This window comes from Amycolatopsis mediterranei (assembly GCF_026017845.1).
Taxonomy (GTDB): domain Bacteria; phylum Actinomycetota; class Actinomycetes; order Mycobacteriales; family Pseudonocardiaceae; genus Amycolatopsis; species Amycolatopsis mediterranei.
In genome coordinates this window covers 4,704,043-4,718,232 of record NZ_CP100416.1, presented here as the reverse complement: position 1 = coordinate 4,718,232, position 14,190 = coordinate 4,704,043, and the positions used below count along the sequence as shown (strand labels likewise).

14 protein-coding genes are annotated in these 14,190 nt (G+C 71.1%); 10 read left to right on the top strand and 4 right to left on the bottom strand.

Annotated features, from left to right (window positions below):
* The first annotated feature begins 70 nt into the window (after positions 1-70).
* Entirely contained in the window at positions 71-1,573 is a 1,503-nt protein-coding gene (locus ISP_RS21745) for a hypothetical protein (RefSeq protein ID WP_013225898.1), read from the top strand.
* Here the strand turns inward: ISP_RS21745 and ISP_RS21740 are convergent.
* Both ISP_RS21740 and ISP_RS21735 read right to left on the bottom strand, forming a co-directional pair.
* Positions 1,570-2,109 (bottom strand): 2'-5' RNA ligase family protein, encoded by a 540-nt coding sequence (locus tag ISP_RS21740; RefSeq protein ID WP_013225897.1) that lies wholly within the window; start codon positions 2,107-2,109, stop codon positions 1,570-1,572. The genes ISP_RS21745 and ISP_RS21740 overlap by 4 nt on opposite strands.
* Before the next feature lie 87 nt (positions 2,110-2,196).
* Positions 2,197-2,442 carry an F-type H+-transporting ATPase subunit c gene (locus ISP_RS21735; protein ID WP_013225896.1) on the bottom strand — a complete coding sequence of 82 codons (246 nt, stop codon included), beginning with the start codon at positions 2,440-2,442 and terminating at the stop codon, positions 2,197-2,199.
* A 1,162-nt stretch (positions 2,443-3,604) separates the two neighbouring features.
* Here ISP_RS21735 and ISP_RS21730 point away from each other — a divergent pair.
* From ISP_RS21730 to ISP_RS21690, 9 genes are all read left to right on the top strand, one after another.
* Positions 3,605-4,339 (top strand): AfsR/SARP family transcriptional regulator, encoded by a 735-nt coding sequence (locus ISP_RS21730; protein WP_265049919.1) that lies wholly within the window; start codon positions 3,605-3,607, stop codon positions 4,337-4,339.
* Between the two features lie 262 nt (positions 4,340-4,601).
* Complete coding sequence (locus ISP_RS21725; protein WP_034285335.1) at positions 4,602-4,853, top strand: acyl carrier protein; 252 nt, start codon at positions 4,602-4,604, stop codon at positions 4,851-4,853.
* A 106-nt stretch (positions 4,854-4,959) separates the two neighbouring features.
* Positions 4,960-6,174, top strand: a complete 1,215-nt coding sequence (locus ISP_RS21720) for a beta-ketoacyl-[acyl-carrier-protein] synthase family protein (protein ID WP_013225893.1) — start codon at positions 4,960-4,962, stop codon at positions 6,172-6,174.
* Positions 6,171-7,280, top strand: coding sequence for a beta-ketoacyl synthase N-terminal-like domain-containing protein (locus ISP_RS21715; protein WP_013225892.1), 1,110 nt, complete (start codon positions 6,171-6,173; stop codon positions 7,278-7,280). Before ISP_RS21720 ends, ISP_RS21715 begins: the two co-directional genes overlap by 4 nt.
* A 73-nt stretch (positions 7,281-7,353) precedes the next feature.
* Positions 7,354-8,094 (top strand): 3-oxoacyl-[acyl-carrier-protein] reductase, encoded by a 741-nt coding sequence (gene fabG / locus ISP_RS21710; RefSeq protein ID WP_037374532.1) that lies wholly within the window; start codon positions 7,354-7,356, stop codon positions 8,092-8,094.
* 14 nt (positions 8,095-8,108) lie between these two features.
* The gene (locus tag ISP_RS21705) at positions 8,109-9,491 is read left to right on the top strand and encodes a preATP grasp domain-containing protein (protein ID WP_013225890.1); all 1,383 of its coding nucleotides are present in this window, start codon (positions 8,109-8,111) and stop codon (positions 9,489-9,491) included.
* A gap of 32 nt (positions 9,492-9,523) precedes the next feature.
* Positions 9,524-10,561 carry a 2,3-diaminopropionate biosynthesis protein SbnB gene (gene sbnB / locus ISP_RS21700; protein ID WP_013225889.1) on the top strand — a complete coding sequence of 346 codons (1,038 nt, stop codon included), beginning with the start codon at positions 9,524-9,526 and terminating at the stop codon, positions 10,559-10,561.
* A gap of 13 nt (positions 10,562-10,574) precedes the next feature.
* Positions 10,575-11,564 (top strand): 2,3-diaminopropionate biosynthesis protein SbnA, encoded by a 990-nt coding sequence (sbnA, locus tag ISP_RS21695; protein ID WP_013225888.1) that lies wholly within the window; start codon positions 10,575-10,577, stop codon positions 11,562-11,564.
* A gap of 160 nt (positions 11,565-11,724) precedes the next feature.
* Positions 11,725-13,026, top strand: coding sequence for an MMPL family transporter (locus ISP_RS21690; RefSeq protein WP_013225887.1), 1,302 nt, complete (start codon positions 11,725-11,727; stop codon positions 13,024-13,026).
* Here the strand turns inward: ISP_RS21690 and ISP_RS21685 are convergent.
* A complete protein-coding gene (locus ISP_RS21685; protein WP_013225886.1) occupies positions 13,019-13,984 on the bottom strand; it encodes a daunorubicin resistance protein DrrA family ABC transporter ATP-binding protein in 966 nt (321 codons plus the stop codon). The genes ISP_RS21690 and ISP_RS21685 overlap by 8 nt on opposite strands.
* Positions 13,984-14,187: an MbtH family protein gene (locus ISP_RS21680; protein WP_013225885.1), complete on the bottom strand. Its 204-nt coding sequence runs from the start codon at positions 14,185-14,187 to the stop codon at positions 13,984-13,986. Before ISP_RS21680 ends, ISP_RS21685 begins: the two co-directional genes overlap by 1 nt.
* Between the last annotated feature and the right edge of the window lie 3 nt (positions 14,188-14,190).

The following is a 14,190-nucleotide window of genomic DNA, read 5'->3' as shown; positions in this document are numbered from 1 at the left end:
ACGGCGGTTGCCACGTTGCATGCCACGTTGCAAACTGGGAGCTCCGCCGTCCCCTTCCCGGAGGTCAAAGGTGACCGACTTCGATCGACGCGACGTGCTGCGAGCCCTCACCGCGCTGGGGGTGACCGGGGTGACCGCGAGCCTGTTCGGCGGCACCGCCGAGGCGGCTGTGTCGCTCGGGGCTCCGCCCCGGGCCGGGGGCTTCGCCACCCGGACCCCCGAAAAGATGGCCACCAGCCCGCTGGACCTGAAGTTCGCCGTCACCGAGCAGTTCCGGCCGTTCGACCTGATCGCGCCGAACTTCGTCCAGCTCGACTCCCCCGCCCGGCCCGGCGCGCTCGTCAAGACCGGCATCCGGCCGAAGGCGCCGTACGGGACGGTGACCGTGCAGGTGCTCGACGACCGCGCGCCGGTCGTCGCCGGGCTGGCCGGAGCCGGGATTTCGGTGCTCGGCACCTACGACGCCGCCGCGGGCCAAGCGGCCATCGAGATCACCACGGCCGGCGGCACCACCGTGGTCAAGACCGCGCCGGCGGACCTGCGGGCGCCGTTCGGCTTCGCCGTGGTGGTCAACGAAAACGCGGTCACGGTCCTGGCCGACCGAGGTACCGGCTGGCGGCCGCTGCTGACCGAGCGCGACCAGGTCCGCGCGCGCATCGACCTGCGCGACCCGGCCGTCCTGGGCCGGCTGGGGTACGCCTACGGCACCCGCGGGCCGGCGCGGCTGGGCCGGGTGCGGGCCGGGTACTACGGCCAGGCCGGCGTCCGCGACCCCCACGTCGTGCAGTACGCCGACGGCCGCCCCTACATCCGCGACGGCAAGCTCTACCTGACGATGACCAACGCCGGCCTCGGGTTCTTCCAGCAGGCGCACTGGGCGGTGTGGACGCTCGACCTGGCCGATCCCCGGAAACTCGAGCAGGTGGCGACCCTGTTCTTCGCGCGCGACGGCGTCGTGCTCGGCGACCACGCGGGCCAGATCATCCGCGACGACGACCGCTTCATCCTGCTGATGAGCTCCTGGGGCGATTTCTCGTTCAACGGCGTCCACGTGCGCCACGCGGTCACCCGCGCCGACGTGCTTTCCGGGGTGCACGTCCTGCCCACCGAGCAGCTGCCGCTGCCCACGACGGTCAGTTCGTGGGACCCGGCGCTGACGAAGATCGACGGCCGCTGGCACATCGCGTTCGTCGAAAGCCCCGCCCAGCAACCGGCTTTCGTGTTCCACCCGGCCCTCGCGGCGGCCCCGCGCGGCGCGGACTACGACCACGGGCTGACGCTGCTGGGCGCCGACGTGTCCGTCAGCCAGACCGAAGGCACGATCCTGCAGCGGGTGGGCGGCCGCTGGTACCTGTTCGCCAGCGACGGCGACGCCCGCGAATACCCGGTGTACGACCTGAGCCTGCGCAAGCTCGGCACGCTGAACGCGCCGTACGGCACCAACATCCCGCACCCGATGCTGGTCCGGATCGGCCACCGCTGGTGGCTGCCCACCTTCGACGGCACCCAGTACGCCGAAGACGTCCTCGGCTACGGCGGCCACGGGAACTTCATCCTGATGCAGTCGAGCTAGACCGCGAACTCGGCGACCGTGCGCCACGATCCCGGGCTCGAGGAGCCGGCGATCAAGCGCACCCGATCGATCCCGGCGGCGATCGGGAGCATCGCCCCGACCTCGGCGGCCGCCCGTTCCAGCGCGGCGGTGCCGGCCCGGCGGGTGCTCCCGATCGTCAGGTGCGGCACCACCTCGGGCTGGGCGCCACCGTACGGCGGGCACTCGGGGAACCTGCGCCACACCCGCTCGGTCAGCGCCCGGAACGGCCCCGCCGGGTCGGGAGCCAGCCAGACCACGTCGCGCCCGAACCACGCGACCCGGGAGAACACGCACTCGAACGAACCGGTCCGCGCCAGCACCTCGTCCAGCTCGTCAATAACGGCGGCGGTGATCCGCTCGGGCGCGAGGAACGGGTAGAGGACCGTGACGTGGGCCGGGACGCCCCACACCGCCGAGTGGTCCGACGCCTGCCGGTAGGGCCCCACCACGGCGTCCGCGGCCGGGACCGGCACGATCACCGCCGTTTCGGTGGTGCCCGCCAGGTTGTCCACCACCGCATGCTCCCCCAACGGCGCGCCTCCGCGTGGATCTTTCCGGGCCGCCGCCCGCGCCCGGCCGTGAACCGGGCACGGGCGGTGGATTCACCGGTTGGACGCGATGAAATACACCACGACCCCGATCAACGCGAGCACTTCGCTCAGCACGAAGGTCGAGTACCCCATCGTCTGCAGTTTCCCGCGCGCTTCCGGCTGCCGTGCGGTACCATTGATGACGGCGGCGAAGATCAGGCCGACACCGATTCCCGGGCCGATCGCCCCCAATCCGTATCCGATGGCGGCGAGGCCGGGGTTGATGTTGGCGACCTGGGCCAGAACTGTGTCACTCATGGGCATTCCCCTTCACATCGGTCCACGCGCACGCTCGCGTGGAACAGCGGGCTCGTGCGTCACACCGGACAGGATCAGGGCCGGAGCAAAGGCCGGAAATCGGAGACGGTCGTCGAATCAAGGCAGATCTCGCCCAGCCGGGCGGGATTGTCGGTAATCGAGTGGTCCGATCACAAACAGGATATCACGGGAAATCGGAACCCGCCGCCGGGAAAGCGGCCCACCGATCCGCAGTGTCCATTGTGGCCGGTCCCGCGCAAGGCGGCCGGAGCCGACCGAGCTCCCTTGGCGGCCACGCCACCGGCAGCGACGTGCTCACCCAGCGTGACCGAGGCGTCGCGCCCCTGCGTGACCGACCCCGCCTCCACCACCCTCGACAAGTCGCCGACGCGGTGACACACATCTGTCATACTTCCGCGGGCGCAAGCCCGCACACTCGCGTCGACAAGCCGTCACGTTCGAATCCCGTCGGCCGATCGACGAGGCCGTCGGCCACCCTCCCACGCAGTTAGCGAAGCCGATGCCACGGCCGTTGCCGAGGCAGCCCGCGCGGCACTTCCGGACCGGGCTTTGTTCCAAAACTCGGTGTACACCGTTAACTTGCGCCGCAAAAGCCGCCGGACAAAGCCAGATACCACGAACCGGCGCCAAATTTTATTAGCCGGGCGAGCCCCGAATGGTGTTTGCGCTCCCATTGCGGCCGCCCCCGCCACCCGCCTGCCAGGCGGCCCCGCCACACCCCCGCGGCCGGCGCCCCGGCGGTCCCGGGCGACCGGCGATCCGGGCGACGACCGCACGGTCAACGCGGGTTTCGCGGTGTAATGACCCCCTTGCCCTTCGTGCAAGGAGGCGGGTGGCCAGCACCGCCCGAGAGGACCCTACCAGCGAAGATCAGCAGCGGCGTCCGGAGTGCTGCCACCACCATTATTGGTGGTGCTAACACCACCATCCCGTGGCGTGTCCGAATACATCCCGAGCCAAACTGTCCACCAGGTGATACTACTGACGAGTTGGGCGTTTCACTCGTCCGAACGGAGGTACCTAAGCCATCAGCCCTCTGCCACTATCTTGCGCAAAATACATCTTCGGATGGTCCGGCCGATGAGTATCGGACTGCCCGAATCTGGGGGTCAGCGAAGTGGAAATCGAACTACTAGGCGCCATGGAAATAAGATCGAATGGGAGAATTTACTCGATACGCGCGAAGAAAGTGCGGACCTTGCTGGCCATGATGGCTCTGTCGCCGGGCCGGCCGGTGTCCTACGAGCAGCTGGCCGACGAGCTCTGGGGCCCGCGGTCACTCGCCAACTCCCGCAACGCACTGCAAGCAAATATCGCACGACTGCGACGGCTTTTCAAGCCGATCACCGACGCGAGCGGGGAGGAGATCGTCCGGACCACCTACAGCGGCTACCAGCTGGAGGTTTCCCCCGAATCGATCGACTCGCACCGGTTCCTCGAACTCGCGCGGCGCGGCACATCCCTGGTCGCCTCCGCGCCGCAGGAGGCCACCGGGATCCTGCGGGAAGCCCTGGTGCAGTGGCGGGGGCCGGCACTGATGGACGTGCAGGAGGGCGTGCGCTGCCGGGCGGCGGCCACGCACCTGAACGAGCGGCGGCTGGCCGTGCAGGAGGACCTGATCGCCGCCCGGCTCGCGGTGGGACAACACCACGACACCGTGCACGAACTGCGGCAGCTGGCCACCGAGAACCCGGGCCGGGAACGGCTCAGCGAACTGCTGATGCTCGCCCTCTACCGCACCGGCCAGCAAAGCGAGGCGCTGTCGGTGTTCCACCACACCAGCAAGTGGCTCGGCAGTGAACTCGGTCTCTCACCCGGCCGGGCACTGCGGCAGCTGTACCAGGCGATCCTGGTGCAGGACTGCATGCTCGACTGAACACCACGGCACCACCGGCAGCAGGGACGGCGCGATCGACGGCCGTCCCTGCTGCCGTTTCCGAAGGACTTTCACGAATACCGTCCGGACTCATTCACTCTCCTTCCGTGATCACGGACGCAGATCGTGGCGTACCCGGATGACCGACGGCTGACGGCTTGCCGACGGCCACCTTCGTCAGCATTCGGTCAGAGGGCGGTCATCTGCGCTGGCTAGTTTCCGGCGAGGCCGAAGTTCGTCCGAAACCGGTACAGGAGTCGTCATGACAGCGGCAGTGTCCGAGCGCAGGGAACAGATCCGCGCGATCGTCCGCGAGCACCTCGAACTCGAGGACAGCGAGCTCTCCCCGACGAGCAACTTCATCGAGGACCACGAAGCCGACTCGCTCACGCTGATGGACGTCCTCGCGGCGCTGGAGAAGGAGTTCGGCGTCACGATCGACCAGGCGCAGTTCCGGCGGATGGTCGATCTCGACAGCGCCTACGAGGTCGTCGCGGAATCCGCCGGCTGGTAAGGGAAATCCGATGAGCGACCAGTTTCGGGGGTTCCGGGTGGCGAAGCCCCCGGCCCGGGGCGGAGCCCCGGTGTCAACGCAGTCCACCACACCCGGCAGACGGGTGGTGATCACCGGATGCGGGGTGGTTTCCAGCCTCGGCACGGGCATCGAGGAGTTCACAGCCGCGCTCCGCGCCGGGCGCAGCAACGTCCGGCCGATCACCGTCTTCGACACGACCGGCTTCGAGCACAACAACGGCTGCGAGGTGATCGGCTTCGAGCCGGAACGCTGGATCCACAACGTCGACGTCGACTCGCTCGGCCGCGCCAGCCGGTTCTCCACCGCCGCCGCCCGGCTGGCCGTGGCGGACTCCGGCATCGACCTCGACGTGCTCCGCGAGGCGCGCTGCCTGCTGTCGGTCGGCACGACCGACGGCGAGTCGCACGAGCTCGACAGCATGGTGTCGCTGGAGATCGCGGGTGGACCGGAGGCGATGAGCCCGCGGCTGGCCCGGCGCACGTCGGCCGGCCGGCTCGCCACCTCGATCGCCCACGAACTGAGGCTGTCCAATGTGGAGGTCGGCAGCATCGCGACGGCCTGCTCGGCGGGCAACTACGCGATCGGCCACTCGTTCGACGCGATCCGGCTCGGGGAAGCCGACTTCGCGTTGTGCGGCGGCGCGGACGCCGTCTGCCGCAAGACGTTCACCTCCTTCTACCGGCTGCGCAGCATCGCGCCGGACTTCTGCCGCCCGTTCGACAAGAACCGGCTGGGCATCCTGACCGGCGAGGGCGCCGGCATCCTGATGCTGGAGAGCCTGGAATCGGCGACCGCCCGCGGTGCCCGGATCTACGGCGAAGTGCTCGGCTACGGCCTGTCCTGCGACGCCCACCACCCGGTGGCCCCGCACCAGGGCGGCATCGCCCGCTGCATGGAACTGGCGCTGGCGAACGCCGGCGTCAAGCCCGCCGAGGTCGACCTGATCTCCGCGCACGGCACCGGGACCCACGCCAACGACAAGACCGAAGCCGCGGCGATCCGCGAGCTGTTCGGCGAGGACACGCCCCGCGTGGTGTCGATGAAGTCGATGCTCGGCCATTCGATGGGCGCGGCGAGCGCGCTGGCCGCGATCGGCTGCTCGGTCGCCATCACCGAGGGGTTCATCCCCCCGACGATCAACCACGTCGAGACCGATCCCGAGTGCGCCGTCGACTGCGTGCCCAACGTGGCGGTCGAGGCGGACCTGCGGATCGTGCAGAACAACGGCTGGGCCTTCGGCGGCAACAACTCGGTCGTGCTGATCGGCCGCTACGACGGTCCGCGCGAGGTGGTGGCATGAGTACCGGAACCCCGACCGCCCCGGTCATCTCGGCCTGGACGGCGATCTCGCCGTTCGGCCACGACCGCGCCTCCTTCGCCGACGGCGTCCGCACCCGGACCTCACCGGTGTCCACAATAGACACGCAACGCTGGGCACGGGGACCCGCCGAGACAGCGGCCACCGTCCCGGGCTTCGAGCCGCGGGAGTTCCTCGGCACGAAGGGCACCCGGGCGATGAACCGGGTCAGCGGGCTCGCCGTCGCCGCGGCGAAGCACCTGCTCGCCGACATCGGCGTCGAGCCGGGCGACGAGCGCGACGACATCGGGTTCGTGCTGGGCACCACGACCGGCAGCGTGCAGAGCATGATGGACCTGACCCGCGCCTCGCTCACCGGCGACAAGCCCGACCACGTCGAACCGGCCGCGGTGCCCGGCTGCGTGATGAACTGCGCCGCCGGCCAGGCGGCGATCTGGCACGGGCTCAAGGGCCCGAACGCGACGATCGCCGCGGGCCGGACCACGGGCCCGCACGCGCTGAACTACGCGCGGCGGCTGCTGCGGACCGGCCGGGCGACCCGGGTGCTCTGCGGCGCCGCCGAGGAGTACTCGCCCGCCCGCGCCTGGGTCGAGCACCACCGCCGCGGCGGCCCCGACCCGGTGGTCATCGGCGAGGGCTGCGCCATGTTCCTGCTCGAGCCCGCGGACCTGCGGCCGCCCGGCCGCCGGGTGCTGGGCACCCTGGAGGGGTTCGAATCCCGGGTCTGCCTCGACGGCGATCTCGCCGGGACGGTGGCCGTCGCGGTGCGGGTGCTGCTCACCTCCGCCGGGGTCGCTCCCGAGCAGGTGTGGGCCGCCACCGGCAGCGGCTTCACCGACTCACGCGGCGAACCGGTCGAGACGGTGGCGCTGCGGAAGCTGTTCGGGGACGCACCCGTCGACCGGGTGCCGTCCGCGGACCTCCTCGGCGACACGGCTTCGGCGAGCGCGATGTTCCAGCTCGCCGCCGTCCTCAGCGTCGCCGAATCCGCCGAGCGGGCCGGCGCCGACCACACGGTCGTCACCACCTGCGACGACGACGGTTCGGTGGCGTGCACGCTGCTGCGGCTCGGGGAGCCCGCCGCATGAGTGAGCTTGCGAACGAATCATTCAACACAGCGCTCGCCGCTCAGGCCGCACTGAGCGTCAGCGAGGTCGGCGCATGAGTGCGCCGAAGGTCGCGCTGGTCAGTGGCGGTTCGCGCGGCATCGGCCGCGCGGTGGTGGCGAGCCTCGCCCAAAGCGGCCACGACATCGCGTTCTGCTACCGCTCGGACGAACAGTCCGCCGAGGTGCTCACCAAGGAGGTGCACGACCTCGGTCGGCGGGCGGTCGCGACGAAGGTCGACGTCACCGACCGGGAAGCGGCCGGTGACTGGGTGGCGAAGACGGCCGCCGACCTCGGCGTCCCGGACGCCGTGGTGACCTCGGCGGGCATCACCCGCGACGGTGCGTTCGTGACGATGACCGAAGACCGCTGGACCGACGTGCTGCGGACCAACCTCGACGGCGTCTACAACGTCTGCCAGCCGGCCGTGTTCCTGATGCTGAAGCAACGCCGGGGCAGCGTCGTCACGCTGTCCTCGGTGTCCGGGGTGCACGGCAACCCGACCCAGGTCAACTACTCGGCGTCCAAGAGCGGGGTCATCGGCTTCGCCAAGGCGCTCGCCAAGGAGGTCGGCCGGTTCGGCATCCGGGTCAACGCGGTTGCGCCGGGCCTGATCGAGACCGACATGACCGCCCAGATGACCGGCAAGGCTCGCGAAAAGCTGCGCGCGGCCATCCCGCTGGGCCGGTTCGGCACTGCCGAGGAGGTCGCCGACCTGGTGGCCTACCTGGTGTCCGACCGCGCCGCCTACATCACCGGAAGCGTATTCGAGATCGACGGCGGCCTGGTCGTCTGAGGGGGAGGTCCGCCATGGACACCGATTCCACGAGCCCGAACTTCATCGCGCGGCTGAAGACGGCCGCGCTCGGCTCGGCCGAGCACCCGTTCGTCTTCCTCGGCAACTTCGAGGTCGAGGAACTGTGGGCCGCCGACGAGCTCGGCCTGCCGCGGGTGTCCGCCGCGGGCAGCACGGCGGTGGTCAACAGCATGGACGAGTTCGCGCTGCTGCTGGGCGGCAAGGGCGACCACGTCGTGCTGAAGCACGCGCCCGATCCCGACTACCACCGCTACCTGCTCGACCTCGGCTTCGAGCTGCCGGAGGTCCACGTCGTGGCGGCGCCGGACCCGGCCCGCAACGTCAGCCAGGACGCGCTCGCCGACCCCGCGCTCGTCGCCACGCTCGCCGAACTGGCGACCGACGGCGCGCACCTGCTCCCCCACGGCGCCTCGGCCGTCGAGGAGGAGCTCTCGGCCCGCACGGGCGTGCCGCTGGCCACCCCGCCCGCCGCGCTCTGCAAATCCGTCAACAGCAAGGTCTACAGCAGGCAGCTGGCCGACGAGCTCGGGCTGCGGCAGCCGACCGGCTGGGTCTGCGACACGCCCGCCCAGCTGGCCGACGCCGTCCCGGAGGCAGCCAAGGTGCTCGCCGAGGGCGGCACGGTAGTGGTGAAGGAGGCGTACGGCGTGTCGGGGAAGGGCATCGCCGTCGTCACGAGCGAGCAGCGGCTGCTGCGCCTGCAGCGGATGATCGAACGCACCGCGCAGAAGGCCGGCCGCGATCGGATCGCGCTGGTCACCGAGACCTGGGTCGACAAGCTCGCCGACCTGAACTACCAGTTCACGGTGGGCCGGGACGGTTCGGTGCGGTTCGACTTCGTCAAGGAGGCGATCACCGAAAACGGCGTCCACAAGGGACACCGGATGCCGCCGCGCCTCGACGACGCCCAGCACGCGGTGATCCGGCACGCGGCGGACGTCCTCGGGGCTCGCTTGGCCGAGGACGGTTACTACGGCGTCGTCGGCGTCGACGCGCTGGTCGAGCCGGACGGCGGGATCTTCCCGGTGCTGGAGATCAACGCCCGCAACAACATGTCGACCTACCAGGTGCCGCTGCAGGAGCGGTTCGTGCCCGCCGGCGCCGTCGCGATGGCCCGGCACTACCCGGTGCGGCTCGCCGCTCCCCTGTCCTTCGCCCGGCTGCGCGAGACACTCGGCGAGCTGCTGTTCGCCGGGTCCGGGAGCGGGCTGCTCGTCAACAACTTCGCCACGGTCAACGCCGGGGCCGGCCTCGCCGCCGCGGGCGAAGCGTTCGCCGGCCGCCTGTACGGCGTGCTCATCGGGCCCTCGGCCGAGACGCTCGACGAGCTGGACCGCCGGATCACCGAGCGCCTTGCCACCCTCGCCGCGGCATGACCGCGCACCGACCGCCTCAGGAGACTGCCAGCATGAGCACCAGCACGTCCGTCCCGGAGTTCGCCGTGATCTCCGGGGCGCAGGTCCACGAAGTCCTGCACGGCCAGGAGAAACTCGTCATCGACCTGATCGAGTCGGCCTACCGCCTGCACGGCGACGGCGACACGGTCAACCCGCCGTCCTACTTCCTGCGCTTCCCCGACCGGCCGTCCTCGCGGATCATCGCCCTGCCGGCGTCGGTCGGCGGGGACATCGCGGTCGACGGGCTGAAGTGGATCTCGAGCTTCCCGGAGAACGTCGCGAGCGGGCTGCCGCGAGCGTCGGCGATCCTCGTCCTCAACGACCGGCAGACCGGCTACCCGCTGGCCTGCCTGGAAAGCTCCATCATCAGCGCCACCCGCACCGCCGCCTCGGCCGCGCTCGCCGCCGACTGGCTGACCCGCGACCGGGCCCGGCCGGCCCGCCTCGGCATCGTCGGCACCGGCCTGATCGCGCGGTACGTCCACGCGTACCTGGCCGCCGCCGGCTGGAGCTTCGACGACGTCGGCGTGTTCGACCTGAACCCGGCGCACGCCGACGGGTTCAGCGGCTACCTGCGCGCGGCGGGGCAGCCGTCGGTCACCGTGCACGAGAGCGCCGAAGACCTGATCCGCGGGAGCGACCTGGTCGTGTTCGCGACGGTCGCCGGCGAGCCGCACGTCCACGACCCGGCGTGGTTCGGGCACAACCCGCTGGTCCTGCACGTCTCGCTGCGCGACCTTTCGCCAGAGGTGATCCTGGCCTCGACCAACGTCGTCGACGACGTCGAGCACTGCCTCAAGGCGAACACGTCGGTGCACCTGGCCGAGCAGCGGACCGGGGACCGGGACTTCCTGTCCGGGACGCTGCACGACGTGATGACCGGAAAGGCGTCCCTGCCGAAGGACCGGCCGCTGGTCTTCTCGCCGTTCGGGCTCGGGGTCTTGGACCTCGCGGTCGGCAAGCACGTCTACGACCAGCTGCGCGTTTCCGGCGACCTGCGGACCGTGCCCGAGTTCTTCTTCGAACTCGACCGCTACGGCAAGCGGTGAGCGGGAGCTTCGCGTGCCGATCATCAGCGCCCCGCAGGACTTCAACACCGACGACCTGTTCGTCGACCTCCGCCGGTTCGCCGGCCACCCGCTCTACCTCAAGTGCGAAGGCTTCAACTTCGCCGGGTCGATCAAGATCAAGGCCGCCCGGTCGATGGTCGCCGCGGCCGAGCGCCGCGGCGACCTGCGGCCCGGTTCCACGCTCGTGGAGAGCTCGTCCGGCAACCTCGGCGTGGCGCTGAGCCTCGTCGCGGCCAGCTCCGGCTACCGGTTCGTCTGCGTCACCGACTCGCGGTGCACGCTCGGGGCCCGGCAGCTGATGGAGACGCTGGGGGCGGAGGTCCGCATCGTCACCGAGCCGCACCCGGAGCACGGCCTGCTGGGCGCGCGCATCGAGCTGGTGAGGCGGCTGTGCGCCGAACGCGGATTCGTCTGGCTCAACCAGTACGAAAACGCCGGGAACTGGCGCGCCCACTACGAAACGACCGGGCCGCGGATCGCCGAGGCCTTCCCCGACGCCGAGGTCGTCTTCATCGGGGCGGGCACCACCGGGACGCTCATGGGGTGCGCGCGGTACCTGCGCGAGCACCGGCCCGGCACCCGGGTGGTCGCCATCGACACGGTCGGCTCGGTCACCTTCGGCACCCCGCCGGCCCGCCGGATGATTCCCGGGCTGGGCACCGGGATCCGGCCGCCGATGCTCGACACGAGCTACGTGGACGACGTCGTGCACGTGGCCGAAGCGGACACCGTGCGCACCTGCCGGGCGCTCACCCGGGAAGGGTTCTGCTTCGGCGGTTCCACCGGGACCGTCGTGAGCGGCGCCCTGAGCTGGCTGGCTGGGCACGCGCACGAAGAGATCGGCACGGCGGTCGCGATCGCGCCCGATCTCGGCGGCCGCTACCTCGACACCGTCTACCACGACCAGTGGGTGGCGGACCTCTACGGCGAGGACCTGCTCGAGGGCGACCCGGCGAGCCGGGCCGCCGGGCTCACCCGGTGACCGGGAACTGTGATCCACCACACACGGCCTAGCACCACCGCGAATCCGGGTCTCACACCCCGTGAACGACCGATCACGATCCCCTAGACTCGAACACACGCGCGGACGCCGGATCGCACCGCGAACGCCGCCTTGCCCATCGGGTCGAACGGGGACGATCGTGAAGGCTTCGCTCGCCGTCCGCACCTCCTGCTGGTGTGCCGAGCACCCCAGTGCGGTGATCGCGCTGTGGCTGGTCTTCGTCGCCGCGGCCGAGCTGCCGGGCTTCGCCGGCGGGACCCGGCTGGGTGACGGCTCCCTGTCCGACCCGGACGTGGCAGCGAACTGGTGGCCGGTGGTCGCCGCGCCGATCGCGGTCGTCGTGAGCGCCCCCTTCTCCCGGCTGCTGCTGCTCGTGTCCGCGTTGTTCATCAGCATCGTCACGGCCACCTCGGCGGCCATGCTGGACGCGGTGTCCGAGTCCGCCGCGATGTCCCCGCTCGCCGGCAATGCGGCCCTGCTCGTCGTCATCACGGTGGCGGTCCAGCACATGCTGTTCGCCCTCTGCCGGAGCCGGGAAGCGGTGGCGAGCGGGAACGACGCGTCGCGGGCCGCCCGGATCGTCGCCAGCACGGCCGGCAACGCCGCCCTCGTCTCGGGCGGCACCCTCGCCGTTTCGCTGACCGCGGTGGCCCTCGTCGCCGCCCCGGCGCTGGCGCCGCTGGCCACGGCGTTGCTCGTGGTGGTGCTGGTCGCGACCGTGGCCTCGCTCAGCCTGCTGCCGGCCCTGAACGACCGGGTACTCGCTTCGGCGAAGCCGTTGCCTCCGCTGCCCTCGGCCCTGAAGGTCGGTCACCTGCCCCGGTTCGTGCGGCCGACGGCCATCGCGGCCGGCGTGCTGACCCTGGGCACCGCCGCGGTCTACGGGTCGGTGCGGGTGTTCGCCCCCGCCTGCGCGGGCTGCCGGCCGCTGGCCACCGACCTGGACGTCTGCGGGGTGACGACGCTGCTGGTGGTGCTCGGCCTGGCCACGCTCGCCGCCTACCGGCGTCCGGTGGTGGCCGTGGCGACGTTCCTGCTGAACGGCGTCGCCGTGCTCGCCGGGCTGGGGATGCTGGCCCTGCTCGTCGATCCGCTGCCCGGCTGGGCGCCCATGGTGCTGGTGGTCGCGCTGCTCGTGCCGGCGAACCACCTGCAGATCCACTTGCTGCACCGGCTGCGGAGCGAAACCCTGGCCGGGATGTCCCGGCGCAACACCGTGGCGCACACGTGCCGCCGGGCCTGGTCGGCATCCGGCGGCGCGCTGCTGGTGACGGTGGTGATGTGGCTGGTCTGGGGACTGACCGAGCGTGGGGACGTCCGGGAGTTCGCCCTGGCCACCACGCTGGTCCTCGTCGTCGACACGACGATCGTCCGGCTCCTGCTGCTGCCCCGGCTCGCCGTCCTGGGTGGACGGACGAGCTGGTGGCGGCCGGTCAGGTGACCGAAGGACGTCCCGTGAGGTCGAGGAACACCTCGTCGAGCGTCGGGCGGCGCAGGGCGAAGTCGGTGTACTCGACGCCGGCGTCGCGCAGGGCGGCCGCGGCGGCCGCGATGCCCCCGGGGGTGTCGGGCAGTTCCACCGCGATGCTCCGCTTGCGTTCGTCGACGGTCACCGCCGAGGCCGAAACGGCGGACAGCGCCGAAACCGCGGGCTGGAGCCACTTCGCGTCGGCGACGGCGACCTCGAGCCGCTCCGCGCCGATCTTGCGCTTCAGCTCGTCGGCGGTGCCCTCGGCGATCACGCGGCCGTGGTCGATCACGACGATGTGGTCGGCGAGGTAGTCCGCCTCTTCGAGGTACTGCGTGGTGAGCAGGACCGTGACGCCCTCGTCGACCAGGCCCCGCACGATGCCCCACAGCGTGCTGCGGCTCGCCGGGTCGAGGCCGGTGGTCGGCTCGTCGAGGAACAGCACCGACGGGCGGCCGATGAGGCAGGTCGCCAGGTCGAGCCGCCGCCGCATGCCACCGGAGTACGTGCCGACCGCGCGGTCGGCGGCGGCGGTCAGGTCGAAGCGCTCGAGCAGCTCGGTGGCCCGGTCCCGGGCGCCGCAGCGGCCGAGGTGCAGCAGCGTGCCGAGCAGCTGGAGGTTCTGCCGCCCGGTGAGCAGCTCGTCGACCGCGGCGTACTGGCCGACGAGGCCGATCCGGCGCTGCACCTCCTTCGCCTGCGTGGCCACGTCGAAGCCGGCCACCCGGACGGCGCCGCCGTCCGGGCGCAGCAGGGTCGCGAGCACCCGGACGGTCGTGGTCTTCCCGGCGCCGTTGGGGCCGAGCAGGCCCAGCACCGAGCCCGCGGACACCCGCAGGTCGATGCCGGCCAGTGCCTGGTGGTCCCCGAATCCCTTGCGCAGCCCGGTGACTTCGATGGCCGCTTCGCGGTCGAGCGCATCGCTCGCCATCAGCCGGCGTCCCGCAGGCTCTTCGGGCGCAGGTCCGTCCAGGTGGCCTCGACGTGGGCGACCGCGTCCGCACGGGAACTCTCCCCCAGCGAGACCTCCCACCCCGGCGGCACCGCGGCGAACACCGGCCAGATGCTGCGCTCTTCCTCGGCGTTGACCAGGACGAGGAACCGGCCGTTCTCGTCGTCGAAAGGACTCGTCACTTC